9 protein-coding genes are annotated in these 11,535 nt (G+C 40.1%); 6 read left to right on the top strand and 3 right to left on the bottom strand.

All coding sequences use genetic code 11. From position 1 onward, the window contains the following. Nucleotides 1-44: 44 nt before the first annotated feature. Together NMK36_RS13920 and NMK36_RS13915 are read right to left on the bottom strand one after the other, a co-directional pair. The gene (locus tag NMK36_RS13920; RefSeq protein ID WP_254173983.1) at nt 45-959 is read right to left on the bottom strand and encodes a peptidoglycan-binding protein; all 915 of its coding nucleotides are present in this window, start codon (nt 957-959) and stop codon (nt 45-47) included. Nucleotides 960-1,017: 58 nt separating this feature from the next. Further along, a complete protein-coding gene (locus tag NMK36_RS13915; protein WP_254173982.1) occupies nt 1,018-1,914 on the bottom strand; it encodes a glycoside hydrolase family protein in 897 nt (298 codons plus the stop codon). A 410-nt stretch (nt 1,915-2,324) separates the two neighbouring features. Here NMK36_RS13915 and NMK36_RS13910 point away from each other — a divergent pair, with 410 nt between their 5' ends. From NMK36_RS13910 to NMK36_RS13890, 5 genes are all read left to right on the top strand, one after another. Beyond that, nucleotides 2,325-3,470 (top strand): iron-containing alcohol dehydrogenase family protein, encoded by a 1,146-nt coding sequence (locus NMK36_RS13910; RefSeq protein ID WP_072720615.1) that lies wholly within the window; start codon nt 2,325-2,327, stop codon nt 3,468-3,470. A 171-nt stretch (nt 3,471-3,641) separates the two neighbouring features. Further along, nucleotides 3,642-4,844, top strand: a complete 1,203-nt coding sequence (locus NMK36_RS13905; RefSeq protein ID WP_254173981.1) for an aspartate aminotransferase — start codon at nt 3,642-3,644, stop codon at nt 4,842-4,844. A gap of 89 nt (nt 4,845-4,933) precedes the next feature. Beyond that, nucleotides 4,934-6,130 carry a class I SAM-dependent methyltransferase gene (locus tag NMK36_RS13900; RefSeq protein WP_254173980.1) on the top strand — a complete coding sequence of 399 codons (1,197 nt, stop codon included), beginning with the start codon at nt 4,934-4,936 and terminating at the stop codon, nt 6,128-6,130. 545 nt (nt 6,131-6,675) lie between these two features. Further along, nucleotides 6,676-7,338 (top strand): PEP-CTERM sorting domain-containing protein, encoded by a 663-nt coding sequence (locus tag NMK36_RS13895; protein ID WP_254173979.1) that lies wholly within the window; start codon nt 6,676-6,678, stop codon nt 7,336-7,338. Nucleotides 7,339-8,173: 835 nt separating this feature from the next. After that, complete coding sequence (locus NMK36_RS13890; protein ID WP_254173978.1) at nt 8,174-9,031, top strand: PEP-CTERM sorting domain-containing protein; 858 nt, start codon at nt 8,174-8,176, stop codon at nt 9,029-9,031. A 263-nt stretch (nt 9,032-9,294) separates the two neighbouring features. Here the strand turns inward: NMK36_RS13890 and NMK36_RS13885 are convergent, their stop codons facing one another. Beyond that, nucleotides 9,295-9,981, bottom strand: a complete 687-nt coding sequence (locus NMK36_RS13885) for a potassium channel family protein (RefSeq protein WP_072720610.1) — start codon at nt 9,979-9,981, stop codon at nt 9,295-9,297. An 85-nt stretch (nt 9,982-10,066) separates the two neighbouring features. On the opposite strand from NMK36_RS13885, the gene NMK36_RS13880 reads away from it, so the two are divergent. Further along, the gene (locus tag NMK36_RS13880) at nt 10,067-11,290 is read left to right on the top strand and encodes a cation:proton antiporter (protein ID WP_254173977.1); all 1,224 of its coding nucleotides are present in this window, start codon (nt 10,067-10,069) and stop codon (nt 11,288-11,290) included. The last annotated feature ends 245 nt before the right edge of the window (nt 11,291-11,535 follow it).

Here is an 11,535-nt window from a genome sequence, read left to right as displayed (position 1 = left end):
TAAAAGTGTGATAAAAAAGTTATGACTTGGAAAGTAACCCTAATTTAAGCTAAGTATTTACGAGTTTCTGTGCTAACAACCCCATCGGCTTTTAAATTCTTTTTCTGTTGAAATTCTTTAACGGCTTTGTCTGTACCCGGCCCAAAAACTCCATCAGTTGACACAGTAATCGCTGCATTTTTTAAGCAGGTTTGCAACCATTTCACATCCGATCCTTCCATCATCGGTCGGCACAACCGTAGAACTCTGGGTTGTTCATCCCAAGGTGCTTTAGAAAACCCCATTGCTGGAGAACGGTTTAGTGCTGACTCGGTTTCGCCACCAATTCCATAAATTCCATCCTCTGTAATTCGTTCATTCGGATGGTTTTTATTCCATAGTTTTTGAAAGGCTAAAATAGCCGTAGAACGAATATCTTTAGTTCCGCCTCCTACATAATCAAAGTGGGGAGGATCTCCAGCTAAAGGATACCAATTTTGAGCCATTAAATAGGGTTCCCAACCTCGGGGATCTTCAATATCAAGGGCTAATCCACTTTGATGATTACTTGACCCGGGAAAGGCGACAGGACTATTCGGGTAATACCAATTAAAAAGCAACATTTGTTGGGCAATGGTGCGATAGGAGGAGTTAATAACCATTGTCATTCCTCGGGCTGCGATCGCTCGTTTTAGAGCTTCTTTTGCCGGAGGTTGCACTAAGGGAAATGCCGCCTCACCTAAATCAACATTCAGATCATCACAACTCACTAAAGCGTTAGGAATAACCAGGTTAATTTGATAAATCAGTTGTTGAGAAAGGGCATTAACAATTGCCGTAGATTCACCCGGTACATCTCGGACTAAACCATTAAAACTAGCTCGAATGGCTGAACGAGCTTCCCGTTCATAAAATTCAAAACAAGCTTCTATTTCAGGATTTTCTAAGAGATTTGGATGCTGATGTTCTGGATGAGACATGATGATTTTCCCTCTAGTTTATAATATTTATCAAAGACTGATTAGGGCTTTATAACAGTTACAAACCCAGTCTTTTCAAGGTTTCAGCACCAGCAATGCCATCTACAGTTAAATTATTTTGCTGTTGAAACTGTTTAACCGCTTGTTCCGTTTGTCGCCCCAAAATGCCATCGGGTTGCAGATTAAATCCAGCTTTTACCAGGGCTTTTTGCAATTGCTCAACGTCCTGACCTTGCATTAACGGTTGACCGGGCTCAGATAGTCGCAAAACTCGTTTAGGCTCCCAAGTTTTTGCCCATTCCCAAGGTTCACTTAAAAATAAAGAACGTTCGGCTCTCCGACGACGAGATAAACCGAGTAATGCTTGTCCTCCGGCTTTATCCCATGCCAAAAATTGATCCGCAGCCTCTTGATATTTTCCTTGGTTTAAAAGTCTTAATAGGGTTGACTCAAACAACGCTCTGGCTCCGACGTTATAACAAAAACAAACTAAAGCCGAAAATTGATTATCATTAATGTCAATTTTTACCCCATCAAGAACGGAAATTTCATATTTTTTCATTTCTTTTTTGAGGCGTTCTTCTGCTTCTGGAATTGTCATCGTCATGCCTTCATAAACCCCTTCTGTAAATCCCCAACCAATTGTCCAGATGCCCACAGGGTCAAGATAAGCTTCTACATAAGTTCCATTTGCATCTTGTTTTAATTCATGCAATCCTTCAAAACCCTGAATAAGTTTAATTCCTTCTGCATTAATTTTTCTGGTGGCTGATCTGGATTCAACAGTACCCCGTGATGCGATATCATCACTCATTTCAAAGGTTTCTGCTGAAGTAAATTCTAGGGTTTCAATTAGTAGTCGAATCTGCCCTTGAGTTTCCGTAATTTGTATAATTTGTTCTTCTTGAAACTCATAAACACTGCCATCTTTTGCGATTTTAAGGCTTCTGTCCATTTATAGACTCCGTGAGAGTTTGTATTATAAGTAATAATTGATACAAAATTTATCCGATTTTGGGGCAAGATGGATTCCTACAACGCTCCCTTTATCAGCAAAAAAAGTTATCAATCTTAATCAAATATCGGACTAAAATTAGCAAATCTCTGTTAAAGATTAGCCTTATTGTTGAGTTTATCACCAAAATTTTATGAATACAGGGTTGATTTACAAAACTTAAAACTTATATGATAGTTTTGTAGATTAATTCCTGAATGCTGTATCAAAGACAATACTCTCTAATAACTCACTAACTTTTACAACAATATTATTGTTTAAATCCTAAATCAAGAATATAGCAATCCTCTGTCCAAATTACAGATCAATGCTGTAAAGTAAAAAACTTAGCACCATTGACTTAACCTGTTATGGCTCAAACCTCTTCAACTACCAATCTAACGCCCACTTCAGTTGTGAGTTTAAAGATTGCCCCAGCCCAAGTTTTACGCAGTAATAACGCCTTAGTCGCGTCAGGAGAAGCGATCGCACGCTTTGGTCAACGTCCCTTAATCATTGGGGGCGATCGCTCTCTTGGTCTTACGGTTCAAAGTCTACAACCTATTTTAGAACGTTATCAACTCCAATGCGCCCAAGCATCCTACGGTACAGACTGTAGTGAAACCAGCTTAACCGCCCTACATCAAGCCGTCAGCAGCCATAAAGCCGATTTTATTATCGGGACGGGTGGCGGAAAAGCCCTAGATGCAGCCAAACTCATCGCCCATCAAACCCATCTCCCCATCGTCACTATCCCCACCTCTGGGGCGACCTGCGCCGCTTGGACAGCGCTTTCTAACGTTTATTCTGAGGAGGGGGCATTTTTATATGACGTCAGTTTAGATCGCTGTCCCGATTTATTGATTTTGGACTATAACTTAATTCAAACTGCTCCCCAACGAACGTTAATTGCAGGTATTGGAGATGCGATCGCTAAATGGTATGAAGCTTCCGTTAGCAGTGGACATTCCGATCAAACCTTCATGATTGCTGCGGTACAACAAGCCAGAGTGCTGCGAGATATTTTATTACAAAAATCCTTAATTGCCTTACAAGACAACGGGGGCGAAACGTGGCGGGAAGTTGTGGATGCAACGGTCTTACTGGCGGGTGTTATTGGGGGTATTGGCGGCGCCCAATGTCGCACCGTTGCTGCCCATGCAGTTCATAATGGTTTAACCCATGTTGGAGCTAGTCATGGAACGTTACACGGGGAAAAAGTGGCCTATGGGATTTTAGTACAATTGCGTTTAGAGGAGATGGTACAAGGCAACCAACTCGCCGCCAGCGCCAGACAACAACTCTTAAAGTTTTACCCCGATTTAGGTTTACCCCAAACTTTAAATGATTTGGGAATGGGAGAAATCACCTTAGCCGAACTGCGACACGCCGCCGAAGTTGCCTGTAATGAGCGTTCTGACATTCATCGTTTACCGTTTAAAGTGGTTCCCGAACAGTTAATGGCGGCAATGGTATCAACAACGGCCCCTATTGTTGAAACCAAACTGAAGAATTAAAGAGTGTCAGAATTAAGAATTAAGAAGGGAAATAAAAAAGAAGACCGTATCAGGGGAAAATAAAGAATCACCGATCAGGGTGAGAGATGCAATTATTCAGAACCCTAAATCCTGAATTCTTTGTTTTCCTTGCTCCTGAACCTATTCGTTTTCATACAACATTATTGACCAATGACATTAGATTGGATTAGCCCTGCTGACCGGATACAAGCCCTACCGCCTTATGTTTTTGCCCGTTTAGATGAATTGAAAGCCAACGCCCGTCAGCAAGGCTTAGATTTAATTGATTTAGGTATGGGAAACCCCGATGGGGCAACCCCTGAACCTGTGGTTGAAGCTGCTGTTCAGGCGTTAAGAAATCCGGCGAATCATGGCTATCCACCCTTTGAAGGAACGGCTAATTTTAGACGAGCAATTACCAATTGGTATCACCGTCGTTATGGTGTTTCCCTCGACCCTAATGGCGAAGCTTTACCTTTATTAGGGTCAAAAGAAGGATTAGGTCATTTAGCTTTAGCTTATATTAATCCGGGGGATTTAGTATTAGTTCCTAGCCCTTCCTATCCGGTTCATTTTCGCGGGCCAGTCATCGCCGGAGGAAAGGTTCATTCGATTATTTTGAAACCGGAAAATGATTGGGTGATTGATTTAGGTTCAATTCCTGATTCAATTGCAGAACAAGCTAAAATTCTCTATTTTAATTATCCTAGTAATCCCACTGGTGCAACAGCCCCCCGTGAATTTTTTGAAGAAATTGTTGCCTTTGCCCATAAATATCAAATTCTGCTGGTTCATGATTTATGTTATGCTGAATTAGCCTTTGATGGCTATAAACCCACCAGTTTATTAGAAATTCCGGGGGGCAAAGAAATTGGGGTAGAATTCCATACCATGTCTAAAACCTATAATATGGCGGGCTGGCGTGTGGGATTTGCGGTGGGAAATTCTAAGGTTTTACAAGGGTTAAGAACCTTAAAAACCAATTTAGATTATGGGGTGTTTTCAGCGTTACAAGCGGCGGCAGAAACGGCTTTAAGTTTACCGGATTCTTATTTGCAAGAAGTTCAAGAACGCTATCGCACCCGCCGAGATTTTCTGATTAAAGGATTAGCAGAATTAGGTTGGACTGTTCCTAAAACCTTAGCTACCATGTATTTATGGGTTCCCTGTCCACCAGGGATGAATTCAACGGATTTTGCTCTAACGGTTTTACAACAAACGGGTGTTGTTTTAACTCCGGGTAATGCTTTTGGTATTGGGGGAGAAGGGTATGTCAGAATTAGTTTAATTGCAGATTGCGATCGCTTAGGAGAAGCTTTAAAACGCTTGAAAGATGCCAATATTCGGTATCAACCCCAACCCGTTTCTGTTTAATTTTCCATTGTTGGGTTTTAGGATCAATTGAATTAAGGCTGAAGCCCAACAATGGAAAATCATTCATCTAATATTATGAAAAATTAATTATGGATTATGAAAATAATCAGAATTTATGTAACTTTATTGCTAAAAAAATCATAGAAAATTCTGATCATAGAATTACCTTTGCTGATTATATGAACTGGGTTTTATATCACCCAGAATATGGCTATTATACCGTTAATGAACCTCAATTTGGTGCAGCAGGAGATTTTGTTACTTCTCCCTATTTCGGATCAGACTTTGGGGAAATGTTGGCAGAACAGTTTGTACAAATGTGGGAAATTCTGGATTATCCTACCCCTTTTACCTTAGTAGAAATGGGAGCAGGTCAAGGACTATTAGCCAGCGATATTTTATTATATTTAAAAAAACAATATCCTGAATTTTACAGCAAAATCAACTATATTATTTGTGAAAAATCTGCCTTTCTTAAACAACAACAGCAAAAACAACTAAAAAATCAGTTGAATCTTAACTCATCAATTCAATGGTGTGATTTAGAGACGCTTCAAAATGAAGCTATTATTGGTTGCTTTTTCTCTAATGAATTAGTTGATGCGTTCCCCGTCCATCAAGTTATTGTTCAAAATCGTCAACTTCAAGAAATTTATATTACTATAGATCCCCAAACTACAACAGATATTAAATTTCAAGAAACTATTGGTGAACTTTCAACGGAAAACCTCACCGACTATTTTAAATTAATCGAGATTGATTTATGTTCTCCCGCTTATCCTGAAGGTTATCGAACTGAAGTTAATTTAATGGCGTTAGACTGGATCAAAACCATTGCGTCAAAACTAAATCAAGGCTTTATTTTAACGATTGATTATGGTTATCCCGCCCAACGATATTACCTGCCCAGTCGTCGTGAAGGAACTCTACAATGCTATTATCAACATCGTCATCATAATGATCCCTATATTAATATTGGTAAACAGGATTTAACCGCCCATATCAACTTCACCGCCTTAGACCGTTATGGAGAACACTATAACCTTCATTCCCTGGGGTTTACCCAACAAGCTTTATTTTTAATGGCGTTAGGGTTAGGCGATCGCATTGCAGCTTTATCCCAACCTTCAGAATACTCTGTTTCGGAAGTATTACAACGGCGAGACTGCTTACATTCTCTCATCGATCCTATGGGGTTGGGAAACTTTGGGGTTCTCCTACAATCTAAAGGCTTAAGTCCGTCTCAACAACACATACCCCTCAAAGGGTTCAATATCCCCCTTTAACCCTCTCAATTAGGATTTCTCTGGGATATAGCGCTACGCATTACGGTGTTTGACATTTTTAAACCCTGAAACCCTTTCAATTCTTACTGTTCCCTGTTCCCTGTTCCCTGTTCCCTCTTCAAGTAGCGCTATAGAATGTTAAAACACTTCCGACAGTTAAAAAAAGATCAGGCTGATCTGCACCTTTCTACGGATATTACTGAATTAAAAGTATTATTTATTACCCGTACAGTGATCAATACTGATAGTAACTTGTGATCAAACTCACAACTTTTGTCTCAATAACTTCAGGGAAATTTTATATAGACATGAAGCCGACACATCATATAGGAAGGTATTCCCAAGGTATTTTATCGTGGCTTTATATTTCCATTGACAAACTGTAAACCTTTTGTAAAAATAACCCCAATTGGCAAAAAAACTATAGACAACCCTAAACTAATTCTGTCATATTGGTAACAAGGTAGAACAAGGAAACTAAGAACACCCCTGTTCAACCCCCTTGCTTCTACCGAGGCTACTAAAATACAAAGGATGAGGCTGAGATGAAAACCACATTATCTAAAATTATTGGTTCTACTTTATTAACGACTGGAGTTGCAGTTTCCTTAATTGCAGCACCCGCACAAGCAGCGACCCTAGGAAAAGATGTCTGTAGCACCAGTAATATCTCATTAGGGGGGCCATTAGGCACTTTGGTCAATGCTACCGCTTGTAAAGGTTCTTTTGTAGGAAACGATACCGGAGCAGGAAATCCTTTACTGACTGAACTAAACGGCGGTTTATTTACCACCGAATTTAAGAGTAATCAAACAGTGAGTTGGTCATACGGCGGTAAGTCGGAAGAAGGTGAAAAAGGACTGTTTGGTTTTAATGCAGAGTATAATAAGTCTTCAGGCGATTGGGGTTTCGATTCAACACCAACATTCAACACATTTGTAGTTAGCTTAAAAAGCAATACCTACTACAGTGCTTATCTGTTCAAAGATTATGATTGGTCTAAAGGCCTAGATGGAGTATTCAGCACAATTGGTGTTTCGACTAACAAGCAAGGTAAAGCTCAAGCTCTGTCTCACGCTTCCTTGTTTGTTGCTAACGTCACCACCGTTACTCCTCCTCCGGCTGAAATTCCTGAACCCGCCACATTAGTTGGTTTAGGGTTAGCCTTCGGTGGAATGCTGGCTTCTCGTCGTCGTCAATCTCACTAAGAAATGATGCTGACATTAGTTCATGAAAACATTTCAACGCTTATGTTAACACTTGTCTCATACGATTGAGATCCTCAGCCTTTACTCATCCAATTCATAAAAATAGCGGTACTCATCACACCGCTATTTTATTGGAAAAAGCGATAACTGAAAATCCAATGCTAGTGATCTAGTCTAATCAGTTGTAGAACTTTATGCTCAAATATCAATTACTATTATCTTTAAGGATAAGTTAACTCCTTAACAAGTCAAAAACAAGAAACTTAAATTCAGATCAAGCTTAAATCTATAGTCAGTCTAAATAAAATAAACATAGTGATGGGTTATCAGGTGTCTGATAGCCCATTTTCGGTTTTTCAAAACAAGTAGAGATTGGAAACTGTGATCATCCTGTCAATCACGATTTGTTCAGGTATGAATTACCCAAAAACCTCAGAGGGTTAAAAAAGATCACGAACATCTGCGTCTTTTAGGGGATATTACGGATGTAGAAGTATTTATTATTACCCGTATACCTATCAATTAATGGACTATCTTGTGATCAAACTCACAAATTTTGTCTCTACGGATTCAGGAAAATTCTATTTAGATACAAAGCATACACATCCTTTAACCGGGTTTTCTCAGGGGATTTTACCGTATCTTTATCGTTGTATCGACAGACTGTAAAACTTCTGTGAAAATAACCTCTATTGGCAAAAAACCTATAGACAACCCCAAACTGATTCTGTCATATTGGTAACAAGGTAGAACAAAGAAATCAAAAACACCCAGATTGAAGACTTTGGTTTCTACCCAGACTACTAGAGTACAAAATATCAAGGATGAGACTGAGATGAAAACCACATTATCGACAATTATCGGTTCTGCTTTATTAGCTACTGGAATGGCAGTTTCCTTCGTTGCTGCACCTGCATACGCAGGCCCAGGAAACGGGCAAGGCCAAGGACAACAACAAACCCAAGACCAACAACAAACCCAAGGACAAGGCCAAGGACAAGGCCAAGGACAACAACAAACCCAAGACCAACAGCAAACCCAAGGACAAGGCCAAGGAAATCAAAACCTGCCTCCTGTTACCGATGATGCTTCAGCTTTTCAACTCTTCGATACAAAAACCTTTGGATTTAGCAATATCCTCACTGAAAACACTGCTGGAGATAGCATTGTTAATCAATTCCAGTTTAATGTCAGCAAAATCAGCGATAATAACGTTCTGTTCCAGTTTGAAAATCTAGGCCCAGCAGCATCGTTTATTAGCCAGATTACATTCTCTAATGCCAGTAACTTACTGACATTCATTTCTGGAGCATCAAATTTCAATTCTGGAGTTGTTCAGTTTGGACAAGATAATGGAAATTTAGCTCAATCTAACAATATTGAAGATTGGGATAAAAATAACATCTTTGGTTTTTCAACAACTGCTTCTGGTAGTGGTAATAATGGGATTGATGCCGGAGAAAAGTTAGGCTTACTGTTTGAGGGTAACTTTGCCTCCGTCATCGAAAGCTTGACGAATAAAGAGTTCCAAATTGGAATGCACGTTCAAGGACTTGATGGTGGGGGAAGTGATGCTTTTGTGAGCGGAGACCCCAAACCCCCAGTGAAAGATGTTCCCGAACCTGCAACATTAGTTGGTTTAGGTTTAGCCTTCGGTGGAATGCTGGCTTCTCGTCGTCGCAAATCTCACTAAGAAACGATACTGAAATTAGTGTCACAACATCTCAAGGCTTAAGTGGATACTTGTCTGATACGGTTAATATCTTAAGCCTTTATCTCATCCAATTCAGAAGAGTAGCGGTTCTCATCACACCGCTACTTTATTTAAAAAATCGATAACTAGAAATCTAATTCTAGTCATCTCGTAAAATCAGTAGTAGAACAACTCCATACTCACCCATTGATCATCATCACCTAGGGTGCATTTACCCACTCGGAAGTTAAAACCATAAACCGTTATCCACAAGATTGATAACCTTCAATAAAATCAATCACTTGATGTAATGTTCCAGGCTTTGTTACAATCAATATCGTTGAACCTGGTTCTAAAACCGTACTCCCATTCGGAATCATTAAATTATCTTGGGGATGGGGTTGATAACCAATAATTAAAGAACCCGTTGGAAACCGAGAATCTTGAGCAATTTCCGCCACACTCCGACCCGCAACATAACAATTTTTCGGAACCGCTAATTTTAAAACTTCAATTTGTCCTTGCTCAAAGTGCATCATTGATTCTACTTGAGGATATTCAATCGCATTCACCATCGTAGAAACCCCCAGTTCAACGGTACTGATAATATGATTTGCTCCGGCTAAACGCAGAGGTTGAGTAAAATCCGGGTGTCGCATTCGACTGATAATATGGGGAACGCCATAATGTTTAGCCAGAGTCACCATTGCTAAGTTGAGTGCATCACTTCTAAGTGCCGCCACTAAGGAATTGGCTTTACGAATACCCGATTCTAATAACACCTCTGTACTAACTGCACTGCCTTCAAAAGCCATTGCTCCTATTTTTTCCCGTGCATAACGACAGGCGTTCGGATCAATATCAATAACGGCTACAGTATGCCCCAATTCTAACAATTTTTGAGCTAAACTCAACCCCACTAAACCACCGCCACCAATCAGAACATACATAGAAACTCCTCATCCTGGGTTGACATGAATATTAGCTTCTGGCAATGTTAATCCATAATACAAAAACTTATTACCAGTATCGAGAGTGGATGTTACCGAATTAGTCAGGATTTCAATTATTCTCCTACTGGTTGCGACGATTGTAGCTTTATTATCGCGCCGGGTAGGGATTCCTTACGTTACAGGTTTAGTTTTAGCGGGTTTACCCTTTACAGAATTAATGTCTCGTCCCATTGGTTTAGACCCGTCCCTGGTTTTAAATCTATTTTTACCGATTCTCATCTTTGATGCCGGGATTAATACCGATGTCAGTCGTCTCCGTAGTACCTTTAAACCCATTGCCCTTTTAGCTGGCCCAGGAGCTATTCTTTCGAGTGTAATTATCGCGGTTCTGTTAAAATTTGGGTTGGGATTAGGTTGGATACCTGCTGCATTTATGGGGATAATTCTGGCAAATACGGATACGGTTTCTATGATTGCGGTATTTAAAGAAATCCCCGTACCCTCTCGACTCTCTACAATTGTCGAAGGAGAAACCCTGTTTAATGATGCGGCGGCGTTGGTTTCCTTCAATCTGATTTCCCAAGTTTATTCAACGGGTTCACTCACGTTTCAAGAAGGCATCCAGCAATTGCTATTTATCGCCATTGGAGGAAGTATAGTTGGGTTAGTTTTAGGTTATTTAAGCATACCTGTATTTGCCCGTTTAGATGATCCTCTCAGTAGTTTATTACTAACGGTAGCAGTAGCATTAGGAACGTTTCAGGCGGGACAATTTCTAGGCGTATCTGGTGCGGTGGCGGTGGTGGTGGCGGGATTAATTTTCGGAAATCTAGGACTTTCACGCCAAACCACCGCTTCCAGTCGCATCACGTTATTGAGTTTCTGGGAATACGCTAGTTTTACGGTAAATACCTTTATTTTTCTATTAATTGGGGTAGAGATCAATTTATTAACGTTTTGGCAAGCTGAATTAATTACGGCGAAGGCTGCACAGGATGAATTAGAAGGGTTATTAAAGTCGGGAATTTTGCCCAAATCGGTTTATGAAGAAATGCGGTCACGCTATCAGGTGAAAGTAGCCGGAGCAGAAAAGTCTTTGCGAGAATTTTATAATCGTCGTTCTGGGGAGTTGGAGCATTCTACGGGCGATTATATGAGTAAATTGGATGCCATTCGTCGCCGTTTAATCTTGGCGGAAAAAGGGGTTCTCAATGAAGCTTTGCGAAAGCGGATTTTATCAGAAACCATTGTCCGAGGACGTCTGCGAACTCTGGATGAACAGTTGCTACAACTGGAGGATGATTAATCTTTAATTTAAGCCTTGAACATAAAATGGTGATTTTGTCAAGATACCCCTAAGCTGCTTAAGGTATTTTCCAAAAAACTTGTGCATCGCCAGACATAAATTGAGTCAGAAAATCTGGATATTTGACGGTGGAATAAGGGTTGCAGCCTCTATTTTTGCCTATAAACACAATAACTCCTTGGGTGGTGTTTTTTAAAGTCTACCAGAACCCCTATAATCTCGTCAACTACTTGAGAGAAATTCTC

It is taken from the genome of Planktothrix pseudagardhii, assembly GCF_904830925.1.
Classification (GTDB): domain Bacteria; phylum Cyanobacteriota; class Cyanobacteriia; order Cyanobacteriales; family Microcoleaceae; genus Planktothrix; species Planktothrix tepida.
Note: the sequence above shows the minus strand (reverse complement) of the source record. Positions and strands in the feature narration are given on the sequence as shown.

Coding starts and splice junctions, on each gene's coding strand:
- NMK36_RS13895 (WP_254173979.1), top strand. CDS start 6,676: ATGAAAACCACATTATCTAAAATTATTGGTTCTACTTTATTAACGACT.
- NMK36_RS13910 (WP_072720615.1), top strand. CDS start 2,325: ATGGCTCAAACCTCTTCAACTACCAATCTAACGCCCACTTCAGTTGTG.
- NMK36_RS13905 (WP_254173981.1), top strand. CDS start 3,642: ATGACATTAGATTGGATTAGCCCTGCTGACCGGATACAAGCCCTACCG.
- NMK36_RS13920 (WP_254173983.1), bottom strand. CDS start 959: ATGTCTCATCCAGAACATCAGCATCCAAATCTCTTAGAAAATCCTGAA.
- NMK36_RS13890 (WP_254173978.1), top strand. CDS start 8,174: ATGAAAACCACATTATCGACAATTATCGGTTCTGCTTTATTAGCTACT.
- NMK36_RS13900 (WP_254173980.1), top strand. CDS start 4,934: ATGGATTATGAAAATAATCAGAATTTATGTAACTTTATTGCTAAAAAA.
- NMK36_RS13885 (WP_072720610.1), bottom strand. CDS start 9,981: ATGTATGTTCTGATTGGTGGCGGTGGTTTAGTGGGGTTGAGTTTAGCT.
- NMK36_RS13915 (WP_254173982.1), bottom strand. CDS start 1,914: ATGGACAGAAGCCTTAAAATCGCAAAAGATGGCAGTGTTTATGAGTTT.